The sequence below is a fragment of the Enterobacter cloacae complex sp. OE43NF genome (genome assembly GCF_023544405.1).
Classification (GTDB): domain Bacteria; phylum Pseudomonadota; class Gammaproteobacteria; order Enterobacterales; family Enterobacteriaceae; genus Enterobacter; species Enterobacter cloacae.
In genome coordinates, this window is sequence record NZ_JAMJFW010000025.1 from 18,016 (window position 1) to 34,347 (window position 16,332).

Sequence of the window (16,332 nt, forward strand, 5' to 3'; positions counted from 1 at the left end):
TACCCGGCCTACAAATAACCGCACAGTTAAAGGTGCGCCTCAATATACCGCTGATAGCGGTTTGCCTTGAGGTAGCACAAGTCCACCAGCACCAGCCCGTCGATGCAGTTGTTGAACGCCGGGTCGCTGCCAAAATCGATAAACTGCACGCCGCCGGGTTCACACAGCTCGGAATACTGTTTGTAGAGCGGTGGAATACCGCACCCCAGATTACCGAGCAGGGATTTCAGCTTCGTCAGGTCATCCACGTAATCGACCCCGCCAAACTGCGCCAGCACGTCCGGCAGGGAGGCCGGATAAGGCTGACGTGACGCGGCTAAGGGATTTGTCGCCGGGAACCAGAGGCGGTAAAACGCCACCAGCAGATCCCGTGCGGCAGGCGGTAAGCCACCGGAAATCGAGACCGGGCCAAAGAGGTAGCGGTAGTGCGGATAACGCGCCAGATAGGCACCAATACCGGACCACAGATAGTCCAGACCGCGACGACCCCAGTAGCGCGGTTGAATAAAGCTGCGCCCCAGTTCAATACCGTGTTCCAGCACGTCCTGCATTTTATCGTCGTAGTGGAACAGACTGTAGCTATAAAGCCCTTCCAGACCGCGTTGCTCGACCTGTCTGGCAGTGGGCATAAAGCGATAGGCGCCGACGATCTCCAGATCGTCTTCATCCCACAGGATCAGGTGCAGATAGTCATCGTCGTAACTGTCGGTGTCCCGACGTTTACCGCTCCCTTCCTCTACGGCGCGAAACGCGATCTCGCGCAGGCGTCCCAGCTCGCGCAGCAGGGGAGCCTCTTCCTGTCCGTTGCGTTGCCACAGATAAATAGTTTTGCCATCGCTGGTTTTGCCCAGACATTCGGCCTGGGCCAGCTCGCGCTTCAGCGTGGCCCGGTCTTCCGGACGGGCAATGGCGCATTGGGTTTTAAAGACGCCAGGCACTCCCTTGCCAAGACGTATCACGTGCTGACGGCACTGCTCGGCCATCTCACGCGATGAAAGGGTTGTGCTATACCAGTGATGCCAGGCTATCTGCTGGCCGATCTTTATCGGTAGCTGGCTGTGGCGGCGGCGGAACATCTGCTGCATCAGCAAGAGCATCGATACGGTGGGGGACACCAGCGTGCTGGCATAAAAGAGCAGGCTGTTGTGTGCCTGAATATGCACCGGCAGCAGCGGTACGCGCAGCTTACTGGCGAGTTTAATAAAGCCGGGGTGCCATTTTTTATCGCGGATCCCTTTACGCGTAGGACGGGACACTTCTCCCGCCGGGAAGAAGATCAGCACCCCTGCGTTTTGCAGATGCTGTTCCATCTGCATCAGGGACGTTTTTGCCGTTCTGCCGCCCATATTGTCCACCGGAATAAACAGCGAGCTAAGCGGTTCAAGGTGGGTCAGCATCCGGTTAGTGACGACTTTCACATCGCGCCGTACACGGGAAACGGCATACATCAGCGCCAGCCCGTCCAGCGTTCCGGTTGGGTGGTTGGCAATAATGACCAGCGGGCCATGTTCAGGGATTTGTTCGAGATCGCGGGCGGAAACGGTGCAGAGTATATCGAGGTGCTCCAGAACCTGCTCCACCATATCCAGGCCTTTCAGATGGCGGTGTGTCGCGGCAAATTGCTGGAATTCTTCTTCGTAGAACAGTCTTTTTAACAGACTTTTTTGCCAGGGTGCAGGCCTCGCCTGAGGCCAAAGGTCGTCGAGAACGCTATCGAGACTAAACATGGTTACTCCTCCTGCCGTCTTGCTCAGACAGTAGAAGGGAGAGATGTCGGTTGTATTGCAGTTTGGTGAAGATTAGCGCAGAGAGGAGGCCGGGTAAGGCGAAGCCGCCACCCGGCGCTAAAGCGGATTAACGCAGAATTTTCTTCTCGGCCAGATCCAGCGCAAAGTAGCTGAAGATCAGATCCGCGCCGGCACGTTTGATCGCGCCCAGGCTTTCCAGGATCACTTTCTCTTCGTCGATGGCACCCGCCTGCGCGGCGAATTTGATCATCGCGTACTCGCCGCTCACCTGGTATGCACCCAGCGGCAGCTCGGTGCGCTCGCGAATGTCGCGCAGGATATCCAGATACGCGCCAGCCGGTTTCACCATCAGGCAATCTGCGCCCTGGGCTTCATCCAGCAGCGATTCACGGATGGCTTCACGGCGGTTCAGCGGGTTCATCTGATAGGTTTTGCGATCGCCCTTCAGCGCTGTACCGGCCGCTTCACGGAACGGACCGTAGAACGAAGAGGCAAACTTGGTGGAGTAGGACATGATGGCGGTATCAGTGAATCCGGCCGCATCAAGCGCCTGGCGGATCGCCTGAACCTGCCCGTCCATGGCAGCGGAAGGTGCGATGAAATCCGCACCGGCTGCTGCAGCTACCACCGCCTGCTTGCCGAGATTCAGCAAAGTGGCGTCGTTATCGACACCGTGATCGCACAGCACACCGCAGTGGCCATGAGAGGTATATTCACAGAAACAGGTGTCTGACATGACGATCATTTCCGGCACGGTCTCTTTGCAGATCCGCGACATCCGGGCGACCAGACCGTCCTCTTTCCAGGCATCGCTGCCGGTAGCGTCAGTGTGGTGGGAGATGCCAAAGGTCATCACCGAGCGGATCCCCGCGTTGGCGATACGTTCGATCTCACGCGCCAGATATTTTTCCGGAATGCGCATCACGCCTGGCATGGCGTCGATGGCTTTGTAGTCATCGATCTCTTCTTCAACAAAAATCGGCAACACCAGATCGTTTAAGGTCAGTGTTGTCTCTTCAAACATAGCGCGCAGTGCAGGTGACTTGCGCAGACGACGGGGACGAGCAATTAAATCGGTCATGATATGCCTGACGTTTGTGGAACAAAGAAGGCTAGTGTACATGAAAGTGGAGGAGAGGGTTTTACGAAAGTAGGCTTTTTGTTAATGCGAAATGGGGTTTGCGATGTTTCACATGGTCAATATATATAACCAACGTCAGCCTGTTTTTCACACGCTCGAGATATTGGTGCGATTTCTAAATTGAAGTAAATATATCATTAATAATGATCTATTATTCTTTATTATATTTTCTATATTTATGTCAGATGATTTTAATTCGCTGTTTTTATAGTGTTTATTTATAATTTTTAATGTCGTTGCATTTTTTTCATGTTATTAGTCTGGATACGGACTTAATGGAATCATTCATTGAACCTTTTCGAAATGAAAATGCATAATTCCCTCCGCAATACAATGTTGCCAAATGATTTGATGGACAAACTTGCTTACGTCCCTGAGGAGGGATGACCCAATGCAAACATGGAAAAAGAAACTGGTTGTATCACAACTTGCATTAGCCTGCACCCTGGCTATCGCTTCTCAGGCCAATGCGAAAGATATTTCTGGTGCCACATATAATACCTTCGGATATGATAATACAGCATCAACACCCTGGTATTATGGCTACGCTGACTGGGATTACTCGGATGCCACCCACGACGGTGATATTTATCCGGTGATTAATAAGTCAACGGTGAACGGTGTTATTTCGACGTACTACCTTGACGATGGTGTCAATGGAAGAGCGAATGCACTGAGCATTTCTAACAGCACCATTAATGGCATGATCACCTCAAAGTGCATGACCACCACGTGTGCTGATGGGGTTGATACGGACGGCACGACCCATACGCAGTACGATCGTTTTAGCCTGACCGTCGATCACTCCACCATTAACGATACCTATGAGCATTATGCGTATGATGTTCTGAATGGTGACAACACCGAAACCCACTATCTGGATACCTATGGACTGGGTAATGCGATTACGCTGGATGTGGAATCGGATATTGTTATCCAGAACAACTCCCACGTTGCAGGTATCACGCTGACTCAGGGTTACCATGAGCTGGACAATACCCCGTATGACGGCGTTGAAGGCGTTGCGGATAGCAGTAATGTCTTTACTAACACCCTGGTGGTCAAAGACTCTGTTCTGACCTCTGGCGCATACAGCGATCTGGGTACCAGCGGGTTCTATGGTCAAACCGCGAAGCCGAGCGACTACGGTGAAACCAACGCGACCGGCGCAGATGACGCGGCACTGATCGTCGCGGCCAGCGCGTCTGACAACGCCATGCAAACCACCGCCACCTTCGATCACTCTACCGTTACCGGCGATATCCTGTTCTCCAGCACCTTCGACAATAACTTCTACGAGAATGGCGACCCGGCAACCGATACCACCGAAGACGGTGTGTATAACCCAACCACCAACGGCTGGGATGGTACCGATAAGCTGGAAGTTACACTGACCAACGGCAGCAAATGGGTTGGCGCTGCACAATCCAGCGTTGAAGCGATCGGCACCGCGCAGATGTATGGTGAGGGTTACAGCAGCGTTGACTGGAGAACCTTGTCGCCAAACAGCATCTGGCCTGATTCCACCTACGACACCAACGGTCACGTTGCAGGTGAAGAGGTCTACCAGAGCGGTCTGTTCAACGTCACCCTGAACAACGGTTCAGAGTGGGATACCCGCAAACTGTCTAACATCGACACGCTGGCAGTGAATAACCAGTCGCAGGTCAATGTTGAAAACTCTGGCCTGCTGGCGGATTCCATCACCCTGACCAACGCCTCTACCCTGAATATTGGCGACAGCGGTGCAGTGGCGACAGACAGCCTGTATCTGGACAGCTATAGCCGTGCCGCGCTGACGGAAGAAACGGCTGAACTGTATGCCAACACCATCACCGTCGACAACGGTGCGGAACTGGCACTGGGCCTGGGTCAGGTGGACACGCACAACATGGTGCTGACCGATGGCGGTGTGCTGAACGTTGCCAGCCGTGACTACGTGCTGAACAGCGATCTGAACAACGCCCGCTTTATCACCAACGACAAGAGCAAAGCAGATTACGACTATGGCGTCGTGGCGCTTAACTCAGACGGTCATCTGGCGGTGAACGGTGATGTGGCAGGTAACTACACTGTGCGTATCGACGATGCGACCGGCGCCGGTTCTGTTGCTGATTATAAAAACAAAGAGATCATCCGCGTTTATGACAACAACGCAGACACTGCGGCCCGCTTTACGGCAGCAAACAAAGCCGATTTAGGTGCCTATACCTACCAGGCGCAGCAGAAGGGTGACACGGTTGTTCTGCAGCAGAAGGCGCTGACTGACTACGCCAATATGGCGCTGAGCATTCCGTCAGCGAATACCAATATCTGGGATCTGCAGCAGGATACCGTTGGAACCCGTCTGACTAACAGCCGTCACGGTCTGGCCGATAACGGCGGGGCGTGGGTGAGCTACTTCGGCGGCAACTTTGACGCTGACAATGGCGTTATCAGCTACGATCAGGACGTAAGCGGGATTATGGTTGGTCTGGATACGCAGATTGACGGTAACAACGCGAAGTGGATCGTGGGTGGCGCGGCAGGTTTCGCGAAGGGGGATATCAGCGATCGTACCGGTCAGGTTGATCAGGATAGCCAGACGGCGATGATCTATGCCTCTGCGAAGTTTGCCAACGATCTCTTCCTCGACAGCTCCCTGAGCTACACCCGCTTCAATAACGATCTCTCCGCGACCATGAGTAACGGTCAGTACGTGGACGGTAATACCACGACAGATGCGGTAGGTTTCGGTATGAAACTGGGTTATGACTGGAAACCAAACCTGTCCGGCTACGTCACGCCTTATGCGGCAGTGTCTGGGCTGTTCCAGTCGGGTGACGACTACCGCTTGAGCAATGACATGCGAATTGATGGCCAGTCTTACGACAGCCTGCGCTATGAACTCGGTGTCGACGCAGGGTATACCTTCAACTACGGCGGCGATCAGGCTCTGACGCCATACGTCAAACTGGCGTATGTGTATGACGATGCTGATAACAATGCGAACGTGAATGGCGACAGCATTGATAACGGCGTTGAAGGCTCTGCGGTGCGTGTGGGTCTGGGCACACAGTTCAGCTTCACCAAAAACTTCAGTGCATACACGGATGCCACTTACCTGGGCGGCGGTGACGTTGACCAGAACTGGGGCGCCAATTTGGGTGTGAAATATACCTGGTAAAGTATAAAAGCGGGGGAATATATCCCCCGCTTTGTCATCTAAAAAAAATAATATTGAACCGACAAATACGGATGTCCAGAGGTCTGCATGAAAGTTAATGCGAAACCACTTTCTGAATTAAGCCGGCTCGAACAGTGTTTGAAAGTAGCCAGTATCCCATTTAAATCTGCTCCCCAGCAGATTATTTCAAATGATGATAATGATGAACCCAGCACCTTTGTATTACAGACCGGCGTTATTGAAATCTATCGCCGTTCAGACGAGTTGCTGATTGGCATTGCTACTGCGCCCTTTATTCTGGGGCTGACTGCAGGCATGCTTGATTACAGCAAGGAATATCGGGTCGTTGCCAAAAATCCGTGCACAGGCTTTTATTTACCTGCTTCGACCTCTCTGCAGCTTATTCAGCAAAGTTCTCTCTGGAAAGAAGCTTTCTGCTGGCTGTCCTGGATTAAATCCATTCTGGAAAAGCGGGACAGGCAACTGGTAGGAAATAACTCCTATCACCAAATCCGCGCCATGCTGCTGAATATGGCCGAATGGGATGAAACCCTGCGCTCAAAAATTGGTGTGATGAATCATATTCAACAAAGCACGCGCATTTCGCGTTCGGTCGTGGCAGAGGTGCTCGCTGCGCTTCGACAGGGTAACTACATCAATATGAGCCGGGGCAAACTGGTTAGCATCAACCGTTTGCCCACGGAATATTAAGGCTGGACGGAGGCGGTAAGCACCTGGGCTTTATTGGCGCTGAGCTCAGCCACTAAGTTATTGATCCCATCGCTCATATTGACGAAACGGGTATTTGGCGAGCGGGTGACCACCACAAAAGCGCCCACGTTGGACTGGGGGATCATTGCCATATAGGTAATGAATCCTCCACCACCCCCCGTTTTCTGAATAATGCCCGGACGGCCATTTTTAGGTGCCATATATACCCAGCCCAGACCGAGGGCGTCGGCTTTGCCCGGCACGTCCATACCGATCACGCGGTGCAACTGGCTGCGCTGGTAAATCAGCGTCTGCATACGGTCGGCCTGATGGCTGCGTGAGTAGAAGTCTGATGAGAGGAACTGCTGCATCCAGCGCATCATGTCGCCAGGGGTGGAATAAACCCCGCCGCTGCCGATGGCTGCCAGCGTGTTGTTACACGGGCTGGCACCTTTTTCGGCGACCATCAGACGGCGGCACTGATCCGGTGATGGGGTGAAGGTGGTGTCCTTCATGCCCAGCGGGCGCGTGATCTGCTCTTCAAACAGCTGCGTATACGGTTTGCCCGCTGCCGTCGACAGCGCATCGGCCAGCAGGTCAAACGCCAGGTTGGAGTAAGAGGCCTGAGAACCGGGCGCGGACTTCAACGTGGCTTTGCTCAGGTAGTTCCAGCGCTGTTCACGCGTTGGCCAGACAAAAACGTCGCGATGCGCCGCACCACCTGGCTGCTCGCGAGGCAGGGCGCTGGTATGCGTTGCCAGGTTGACCAGCCTTATCGGCGTTCCCTGATACGTCGGGACACGTGCGCCCGGCGGAGCATACTTGCTGAGCGGATCGTCGAGTTTCACCACGCCCTGGTCCAGCAATTTCACCAGCATTTCGCTGGTCATCAGCTTGGTCAGGGACGCGATGCGGATGACGGAATCCAGCTGCGGATGAACATTATTACCGGGACGCGTTTCACCGAAACTGCGAAACACGCGCTGATTACCGTCGATGACGACCATCGCCATTCCCGTCGCGCCGCTGCCGTAATAAATCAGGTTCGCGTAGCGATCGGCAATATCCGATGCCAGAACGGGCGCCGTCAGCGGTTGGGCTGCCTGGGCGGTTGAGAAGCTCACCGCACACAGCGCGGCGAAAAAGAGCAGACAACGTTTCAACGAAAAGCATCCATAGTGTGAATGAGGAAAGTAATGGGTATTTATACTACTAAACCGTACGGTGCAATGCCCCGAATTACATAACGATAACCAGAAAAACGTAACTGCGAGTAAATCAGAAGAATTTACTTACCGTCAGTCTCCCATTTTGTGACATCGGCCTTATGATAGAGGGCTGTGTTACTCAATCTTGCGGAGAAGGGTATGTCCGGAAAGCGTGTGGTTATGGTTGTCGATATGCAGCAAGGGGTGTTCGAAACGCCTCGTCATCAGCGTGAAAAATGTGTTTCACTGATCAATCAGCTTACGCAGGCAGCCGATCGGGTGATTTTTATTCAGCATACCGAGCCCGGCGGTCTGGAAGAGGGCAGTGACGGGTTTGCCTTGCTGCCTGAACTGCATCAGCCTGCTGATGCCCTTTACGTGACCAAGACGGCCTGCGATGCATTCTATAACACCTCGCTTGAAACGCTGCTCCGCGAGCAGGGGATCCGGGAGTTTGTCATCTGCGGTTGCGCTACTGATTACTGTGTCGATGCCACGTTCAAGAATGGCGTCAGCCGGGGCTACCACATCACCGTGGCGGAGGATGCGCATACCACCGCGAATCGCCCGGCGGCCGAAGCCCGCATTCTGATTAACCACTACAACGACGTCTGGCACAACTTCATTGCGCCCGCAAACCCGCCCGCGGTGAAACGCACCGAAACAATTCTTGAAAACTGGAAAGCGAACTAATAATAAACCCTCGGGTCTGACCTTTTTGCCTGCGCCAGGCACCTGGCCCAGGCAAGATTTTCGTGTGGTGGTGTGTTGAGCACAGCAACAGCCATAACAACAAGAAGGATGTATCATGTTTAAGTCTTTTTTCCCAAAGCCGGGGCCATTTTTCCTGTCGGCATTTATTTGGGCACTGATCGCTGTCATTTTCTGGCAGGCCGGCGGCGGAGCGTGGTTGACGCGTATCACGGGCGCGACGGGCGAGGTTCCCATTAGCGCGGCGCGTTTCTGGTCGCTGAGCTATCTGCTGTTTTATGCCTACTACATGGTCTGCGTAGGGCTCTTTGCCCTGTTCTGGTTTGTCTATTCGCCACATCGCTGGCAATACTGGTCGATTCTGGGCACGTCGCTGATCATCTTTGTCACCTGGTTTCTGGTGGAAGTGGGGGTGGCGGTTAACGCCTGGTATGCCCCGTTCTACGATCTGATCCAGAGTGCGCTGAGTTCACCGCATAAGGTGACTATCAATCAGTTCTACCATGAAGTTGGCATCTTCCTCGGTATTGCCCTTATTGCGGTAGTGATTGGCGTCATGAACAATTTCTTTGTCAGCCACTACGTCTTCCGCTGGCGTACCGCGATGAACGAACATTATATGGCGCACTGGCAACACCTGCGTCATATCGAAGGCGCCGCACAGCGTGTGCAGGAAGACACCATGCGTTTCGCCTCGACCCTTGAAGACATGGGCGTGAGTTTTATCAATGCCATTATGACCCTGATTGCCTTCCTGCCGGTGCTGGTGACGCTCTCGGCGCACGTGCCGGACCTGCCGATTGTTGGTCATCTGCCGTATGGCCTGGTGATTGCCGCTATTGTCTGGTCATTAATGGGAACGGGGCTGCTGGCCGTGGTGGGGATCAAGCTGCCTGGGCTGGAGTTTAAAAATCAGCGCGTTGAAGCGGCGTATCGTAAAGAGCTGGTGTATGGTGAAGATGACGCCAACCGCGCCTCGCCGCCAACCGTACGTGAACTGTTTGGCGCCGTGCGTCGCAACTATTTCCGTCTTTACTTCCACTATATGTACTTCAACATTGCGCGCATTTTGTATCTGCAGGTGGATAACGTTTTCGGTTTGTTCCTGCTGTTCCCGTCCATTGTTGCGGGTACGATAACGCTGGGTCTGATGACACAGATCACCAACGTATTTGGTCAGGTTCGCGGGTCGTTCCAGTATCTGATTAGCTCCTGGACCACGCTGGTGGAACTGATGTCCATCTACAAACGTCTGCGCAGCTTTGAACGCGAGCTGGACGATCGGGATCTGCAGGAAGTCACCAATACATTTAGCTAAAACAGGGAATTGCTATGTCTTTTGCCGTACCGCGTACATTATCGCTCTCTTTACTCGCCGCACTCGTGCTGGCGGGGTGTGCCGAAAAAGGGGCCGCCCCGCTTAAAAAAGGTGAGAAACCTGTAGATGTGGCGAGCGTGGTGCGGCAAAAAATGCCCTCTACGGTGAAAGACCGCAATGCGTGGGCCGAGGCATTAGCGAAGACCTTTGAAAGTCAGAAAATTGCCCCTACCGAGGAGAATATCTGCTCGGTGCTGGCAGTGGCGCAGCAGGAGTCGATGTACCAATCAGATCCGGTGGTGCCGGGGCTGAACAAAATTGCCTGGAAAGAGATCGACCGTCGCGCGGAATCGATGCATATCCCGGTGTTCCTGGTGCATACCGCCCTTAAAATCACCTCGCCAAACGGCAAAAGCTACAGCGATCGGCTGGACACGGTGAAAACCGAGAAACAGCTGAGCGCCATTTTTGATGATTTCATCAATATGGTGCCGATGGGGCAGAAACTGTTCGGCTCGCTTAACCCGGTGCACACCGGCGGCCCGATGCAGGTCAGCATTGCGTTTGCCGAGCAGCATACGGACGGTTATCCGTGGAAAATCGACGGGACGGTGCGCCAGGAAGTCTTCTCCCTGCGTGGCGGACTGTGGTTTGGCACGTACCATCTGCTGAACTATCCGGCGAGCTACAGCGAGCCGTTGTACCGCTTTGCAGACTTTAACGCGGGCTGGTATGCCAGCCGAAACGCGGCGTTTCAGAGTGCGGTCAGCCGTGCCAGCGGGGTGAAACTGGCGCTGGACGGCGATCTCATCGCCTACGGCAGCAGCAAGGCGGGCACTACGGAACTGGCGGTGCGCAAACTGTCAACAACACTTGGCATGAGCGATAGCGACATTCGCCGTCAGCTGGAGAAAGGTGATAGCCTGGCGTTCGAGAAGACGGATCTCTACAACAAGGTTTTCGCGCTGGCCGAGAAGAAGAGTGGAAAAGCGTTACCGCGGGCAATCCTGCCGGGTATTCAACTGGAAAGCCCGAAAATCACGCGTAATCTGACAACGGCATGGTTCGCCAAACGCGTCGACGATCGTCGGGCTCGTTGTATGGGACGTTAATGGCGACGACGCAGGCGTACGACTAACGCGACAACACCGAGAATCAGACAACCCGCGAGGAAGGGGACAAGGCCAAACAAGGTGCTCACACCCAAACCAATCTCAACCCGCGGGCGTCCGTTATCCTGCACCTGCATCAGATGTTCATAGACGCCAGGCGCGTGAACCAGCATGTTGAGAAGCTGAGAGCCTGCCCAGAAGCAGAACAGGACAAACAGGGCATACGCAATATTACCCGCAGTGGAGGTTTTTGGTGGTGTGCCGCCAAAAATCGGTTTCGACAATGTAAAGTCAGCCATAAAGACCTCCGGAAATATCACTCTGTTAATACGCTTCGCACACGGTGAGTTTGACAGGTCATAGCATTTGTCAATATCAGAATCGTGGTAATTTCCCCTGCGGAATTCTCCTGGATTGTCGATTTCTGCAGCACATCACAAATTCATTACTTAACTGAAATTGCGTCGTGTTTCAGATTTTCCGCATCTGCCACAGACCCGATCGTAAAACTGTGAGAGGATGTCTTTTTTTCCTGCCGGAGTTGTTATGAAGCTCACGTCCAAACTACGCCGTGACTGGCACTACTACGCCTTTGCTATCGGGCTGATCTTTATTCTTAACGGTGTCGTAGGGCTGCTGGGGTTTGAAGCCAAAGGATGGCAAACCTATGCTGTCGGGCTGGTGACATGGGTGATCAGTTTCTGGCTGGCTGGGTTAATTATCCGCCGTCGTCCGGAAGAGACGACAGCGGATGAGACGGAGACGGTGAAAAGAACCGATTAACCGTTTACGGAACTTTTGAGTGCGCTGTCAGCGGCATGACGCTCCAGCGCCAGTTCGATCAGACGGGTGATCAGCTCAGAGTAACCCAGACCGCTGGCCTGCCACAGTTTTGGATACATGCTGATGTTGGTAAAGCCCGGCAGGGTGTTGATTTCATTAATCACCACCTCATTATCTGGATCTGGCGTCAGGAACACATCCACACGCGCCATGCCGCAGCAGCCAAGAGCCTGATAGGCGTTGATGGCGATCGCCCGGATCTTATCGTTGATGGCCGGATCGATATTTGCCGGCACGACGACCTGAGCGCCTTTATCATCAATGTATTTGGTGTCGTAAGAGTAGAAATCGCTGTTTAACACCACTTCACCGCAGGTGCTTGCCTGTGGGAAATCATTGCCCAGCACCGCGCACTCAATTTCACGGCCTTTGATACCCTGCTCAACCACGACTTTGTGGTCAAACTCAAAAGCCAGACGAACGGCTTCGGTGAACTGCGCTTCGCTTGTCACTTTGCTGACGCCAACGGAGGAGCCCTGGTTCGCAGGCTTCACGAACAGCGGCAGACCCAACTGGGCGGAAATCTGGCTGAATGTGTATTTATCGCGGTTGGCGCGGGTGAGTGTCACGAACGGGGCAACGTTCAGCCCGGCATCGCGCAGCAGGCGTTTGGTGACGTCTTTATCCATACAAGCGGCGGAGCCCAGTACATCGGAGCCGACAAACGGCAGGTTCGCCATGCGCAGCATACCCTGCAGCGAACCATCTTCGCCCAGCGTGCCGTGGACGATTGGGAACACGACGTCAATCTGAGCAAGAGCCTGTGCATTACCGGCGTCGATAAGTTGCCCCTTCACTACGCCAGGGACGGTGGCGACGCTGATTTCAGAAGGATTAAGGGCGATATGTGCCGGATCGTTGGCGTTTAACAGATACTGGCTCGCATCGTTCACATGCCACTGGCCCTGTTTATCAATGCCCAGCAGCACTACGTCGAAACGGTTTTTATCAATCGCATCGACAATATTTTTTGCCGACTGCAATGAAACCTCGTGCTCCGCTGATTTTCCCCCAAAGACAATACCTACGCGCTGCTTTGCCATCTCACTCTCTTCCAGTCTGACGAAAAGCCAATAACATACCACGATGCCCTGCGGGTTTCGCGACCTTCTGCCATAATGTTTTGGGAGTAAAGAGGGGGGAGTGTGAAAGGCAAAACGTTGCTGATCGTTTTCATTCTGGTGGCAGTCGCAACGGTGGGTTACCGCTGGTTGCCGTCTCACTACAACCCTTTTACGCCGCTCTCGCTTGACGACCCGCCAGGCCCAATTACTCAGTACAAACTGCGGCGCCTTACCCCCGAGGCGTGTGCCAGCCTGTTATCGCAGGCCAATCAGAAGGCCCTTATTCGCACACAGCCTGTCGCCGACAGCGCCGGAGTATGCCCCCTTCACAACGTGGTGCGCGTGCGTGACTTCGGGCCGGTCAGCCTGAACAGCAGCTTTCTTGCCAGCTGCCCGCTGGCGCTGAGTTCTGCACTGTTTGTCAGCCAGCAGGCCCGGCCACTCACCAGAACCTGGACCGGAAGCGAGCTGGTGCGCATTGAGCACCTGGGCAGCTACGCCTGTCGCAATATTTACCACCGCCCTGATGCAAGACGCAGCGAACATGCCACGGCAGAGGCGCTGGATATCAGCGCGTTTCGGCTGGCGAACGGTGAACGGGTCACCATTCTGCACGGCTGGAGATCGACCAAAACGCAGCCGTGGCTACAGGCGCTGCTGACGGCGAGCTGCGGCTACTACGGGAACGGCCTGGGGCCGGAGTATAACGCGGCGCACGCCAACCATTTCCATCTGGGAATGCGCGGCTTTGGACTCTGCCGCTAAAGCATAATCTTCCGCCAGAAATTGGATGATTTGTGACATATTTCACAAATATGATGACTGGGAAGATAAAACACCAAAGTCAGCAAGGCCGCATCTCTGGCACGGCGTAGATGCCGGTAACTTGCTAATCTGTCGGCGCATTTGCCTAAAAATGAAGACTATTTCTTTTATGGAATCCTGGAAAGTTAACCTCATCTCGGTCTGGTTCGGGTGTTTCTTCACCGGGCTGGCCATCAGCCAGATTTTGCCCTTTCTGCCGCTGTACGTGTCGCAGCTGGGCGTGACCTCGCATGAAGCCCTCTCTATGTGGTCGGGGCTGACGTTCAGCGTGACGTTTCTGGTTTCCGCCATTGTGTCACCCATGTGGGGGAGCCTGGCGGATCGAAAAGGGCGCAAACTGATGCTGCTGCGCGCTTCGCTGGGAATGGCAATAGCCATCCTGCTGCAGGCCTTTGCCACTAACGTCTGGCAGCTGTTTATCCTGCGGGCGATCATGGGGCTGACATCCGGTTATATTCCGAACGCCATGGCGCTGGTCGCTTCACAGGTGCCGCGTGAACGTAGCGGCTGGGCGTTGAGTACGCTCTCCACCGCACAGATCAGTGGCGTTATCGGCGGCCCGTTGTTAGGCGGCTTTCTGGCCGACCACGTAGGGTTGCGCGCCGTCTTCTTCATTACCGCTATCCTGCTGGTGATCAGTTTTCTGGTGACGCTGTTTCTGATCAAGGAGGGGGGGCGCCCGGTTGTCAGTAAATCTGAACGCCTGAGCGGCAAAGCGGTCTTCGCCTCGCTGCCGTATCCCGGGCTGATGATAAGCCTGTTCGTAACCACCATGGTGATCCAGCTCTGTAATGGTTCGGTAGGCCCGATTCTGGCGCTGTTTATAAAATCGATGGAGCCAGACAGCAGCAATATTGCGTTTCTCAGCGGGATGATTGCTGCCGTGCCGGGCGTATCGGCGTTAATCTCTGCGCCGCGGCTGGGAAAACTGGGCGACAGGATCGGTACGGCGCGTATCCTGATGGCCACGCTGATTTTTGCCGTGGTGCTCTTTTTTGCGATGTCGTTCGTCACCTCACCGCTTCAGCTCGGCGTGCTGCGATTCCTGCTCGGCTTTGCCGATGGCGCTATGTTACCTGCGGTGCAGACCTTGCTGGTGAAATATTCAAGTGACCAGGTGACAGGGCGTATTTTTGGCTATAACCAGTCATTTATGTATTTAGGTAACGTTGCCGGTCCGCTTATTGGCGCATCCGTTTCGGCGATGGCCGGTTTTCGTTGGGTATTTGCGGCCACGGCGATTGTGGTGTTGATCAATATTATCCAGCTGGCGATTGCGCTGAGACGCCGTCGCCAATTAGAGCAGGCGAGAGCAGCGCGTTAATCATTTGCTGTAATGTATTATATATTCTTATGGTTGCCGCATTTTTATATAACTAAATGCGGCTTTTTCTAAAGAGAAAAACGTTTCGCTGCTTGCCATTCATCTTTATTTTGGCAGCAGCATCACTTTTGCATAAGATAATACTTTTCTCCTCTTTGCATTATTCATTCTGAATGCTAAGTTCAGAAAAAACGCATAAGGAAATAGCACGATGAAAAATCTCATTGCTGAGTTGCTGGTCAAGCTTGCACAAAAGGAAGAAGAGTCAAAAGAACTGGTCGCCCAGGTCGAGGCGCTGGAAATTGTCGTTACGGCGTTGCTCCGACAAATGACACAACCGCAGCAACAGGCGTTAATCGATAATGTAGAAAGCGCGCTGGACAAGGCTCGCCCCGATTCGCTGGTCCCTGCTGAAGACGCGGAGATGCTTCAGCAATACGTAAAGAAGCTGTTAAGGCATCCTCGCAGCTAGCCTGCTGAAAGAGAATGGCCTGTCATAGAATGGTCATGCAGGATGCCTGTCGTCGCTCTGTTTTTATTTTTGGCCTTCGCACTGGGAGAAAAGAATCTAAACAGAGCCTCTATTTCATCTCATGCCTCTCGCTATTAAATACCCTAACACGTCAGGCGAAACCGGGTAATGAACAGCGTGCCGCGCCAGAGATGAAATAATGCATAAACCCGAAGAAAATCATTGTCGCAGGGTGGTTTTTTTCCCGCAACGAACCAGACTTAATGTGGAACTTCACATAAAGGATGGTGCAATGAAAACAACAATACTGGTTACCCTGTTTTCCGGCCTGTGCCTGATCGCCTCAGCGCATGCGGAAGAGAAAACCTTAACACCTCAACAGCAGCGTATGACAACCTGCAACCAACAGGCGACAGCAAAAGCGCTGAAAGGGGATGCCCGTAAGACATATATGAGCGATTGCCTCAAAAATGGTGCATCCAAACCAGATGAAAAAAGCCTGACGCCGCAGCAGCAAAAAATGCGTGAATGTAACGCTCAGGCCACGCAACAAATGCTGAAAGGCGACGATCGCAGCAAGTTTATGAGTGGTTGTCTGAAGAAACAGGCATAGTCCTATCGGGTGAGTCCTTACGGTGACTCACCCGAAATTTCATACTTTCTCCGCATCCCCCCTCTCTATAATTTGG

General features: G+C 53.6%; 15 protein-coding genes. 10 read left to right on the forward strand and 5 right to left on the reverse strand.

Annotated elements, in window-relative coordinates:
* Positions 1–26: 26 nt before the first annotated feature.
* Together olsF and hemB are read right to left on the reverse strand one after the other, a co-directional pair.
* Entirely contained in the window at positions 27–1,727 is a 1,701-nt protein-coding gene (gene olsF / locus M8370_RS13250) for a bifunctional ornithine lipid synthase OlsF (protein WP_058684251.1), read from the reverse strand.
* Between the two features lie 127 nt (positions 1,728–1,854).
* A complete protein-coding gene (hemB, locus tag M8370_RS13255; RefSeq protein ID WP_013095798.1) occupies positions 1,855–2,829 on the reverse strand; it encodes a porphobilinogen synthase in 975 nt (324 codons plus the stop codon).
* Between the two features lie 451 nt (positions 2,830–3,280).
* Here hemB and M8370_RS13260 point away from each other — a divergent pair, with 451 nt between their 5' ends.
* Positions 3,281–6,055 (forward strand): autotransporter YaiT-related protein, encoded by a 2,775-nt coding sequence (locus M8370_RS13260; RefSeq protein WP_250021172.1) that lies wholly within the window; start codon positions 3,281–3,283, stop codon positions 6,053–6,055.
* Between the two features lie 87 nt (positions 6,056–6,142).
* The gene (locus tag M8370_RS13265) at positions 6,143–6,766 is read left to right on the forward strand and encodes a helix-turn-helix domain-containing protein (protein WP_250021173.1); all 624 of its coding nucleotides are present in this window, start codon (positions 6,143–6,145) and stop codon (positions 6,764–6,766) included.
* Here M8370_RS13265 and ampH read toward each other — a convergent pair.
* Complete coding sequence (ampH, locus tag M8370_RS13270; protein ID WP_013095801.1) at positions 6,763–7,929, reverse strand: D-alanyl-D-alanine-carboxypeptidase/endopeptidase AmpH; 1,167 nt, start codon at positions 7,927–7,929, stop codon at positions 6,763–6,765. The genes M8370_RS13265 and ampH overlap by 4 nt on opposite strands.
* A gap of 204 nt (positions 7,930–8,133) precedes the next feature.
* On the opposite strand from ampH, the gene M8370_RS13275 reads away from it, so the two are divergent.
* The 3 genes from M8370_RS13275 (at position 8,134) to M8370_RS13285 (ending at position 11,115) form a co-directional block, all read left to right on the forward strand.
* The gene (locus tag M8370_RS13275) at positions 8,134–8,667 is read left to right on the forward strand and encodes an isochorismatase family protein (protein ID WP_013095802.1); all 534 of its coding nucleotides are present in this window, start codon (positions 8,134–8,136) and stop codon (positions 8,665–8,667) included.
* A 115-nt stretch (positions 8,668–8,782) separates the two neighbouring features.
* Complete coding sequence (gene sbmA, locus M8370_RS13280) at positions 8,783–10,003, forward strand: peptide antibiotic transporter SbmA (protein WP_013095803.1); 1,221 nt, start codon at positions 8,783–8,785, stop codon at positions 10,001–10,003.
* A 14-nt stretch (positions 10,004–10,017) separates the two neighbouring features.
* Positions 10,018–11,115 (forward strand): DUF1615 domain-containing protein, encoded by a 1,098-nt coding sequence (locus tag M8370_RS13285; protein WP_013095804.1) that lies wholly within the window; start codon positions 10,018–10,020, stop codon positions 11,113–11,115.
* Here M8370_RS13285 and M8370_RS13290 read toward each other — a convergent pair.
* Entirely contained in the window at positions 11,112–11,414 is a 303-nt protein-coding gene (locus tag M8370_RS13290; RefSeq protein ID WP_013095805.1) for a DUF2755 family protein, read from the reverse strand. The genes M8370_RS13285 and M8370_RS13290 overlap by 4 nt on opposite strands.
* 247 nt (positions 11,415–11,661) lie before the next feature.
* On the opposite strand from M8370_RS13290, the gene M8370_RS13295 reads away from it, so the two are divergent.
* Positions 11,662–11,898 carry a DUF2754 family protein gene (locus M8370_RS13295; RefSeq protein WP_020686357.1) on the forward strand — a complete coding sequence of 79 codons (237 nt, stop codon included), beginning with the start codon at positions 11,662–11,664 and terminating at the stop codon, positions 11,896–11,898.
* On the opposite strand, the gene ddlA is transcribed toward M8370_RS13295, so the two are convergent.
* Positions 11,895–13,001 (reverse strand): D-alanine--D-alanine ligase, encoded by a 1,107-nt coding sequence (ddlA, locus tag M8370_RS13300; RefSeq protein ID WP_250021174.1) that lies wholly within the window; start codon positions 12,999–13,001, stop codon positions 11,895–11,897. The two genes, M8370_RS13295 and ddlA, sit on opposite strands and share 4 nt — an antisense overlap.
* A 102-nt stretch (positions 13,002–13,103) precedes the next feature.
* Here ddlA and M8370_RS13305 point away from each other — a divergent pair, with 102 nt between their 5' ends.
* From M8370_RS13305 to psiF, 4 genes are all read left to right on the forward strand, one after another.
* Positions 13,104–13,787, forward strand: coding sequence for an extensin-like domain-containing protein (locus M8370_RS13305; RefSeq protein ID WP_250021175.1), 684 nt, complete (start codon positions 13,104–13,106; stop codon positions 13,785–13,787).
* 169 nt (positions 13,788–13,956) lie between these two features.
* Positions 13,957–15,171, forward strand: a complete 1,215-nt coding sequence (locus M8370_RS13310; RefSeq protein WP_013095809.1) for a multidrug efflux MFS transporter — start codon at positions 13,957–13,959, stop codon at positions 15,169–15,171.
* Between the two features lie 211 nt (positions 15,172–15,382).
* The gene (gene iraP / locus M8370_RS13315; RefSeq protein ID WP_013095810.1) at positions 15,383–15,643 is read left to right on the forward strand and encodes an anti-adapter protein IraP; all 261 of its coding nucleotides are present in this window, start codon (positions 15,383–15,385) and stop codon (positions 15,641–15,643) included.
* 292 nt (positions 15,644–15,935) lie between these two features.
* Positions 15,936–16,256 (forward strand): phosphate starvation-inducible protein PsiF, encoded by a 321-nt coding sequence (gene psiF, locus M8370_RS13320; protein WP_013095812.1) that lies wholly within the window; start codon positions 15,936–15,938, stop codon positions 16,254–16,256.
* Positions 16,257–16,332: the final 76 nt, after the last annotated feature.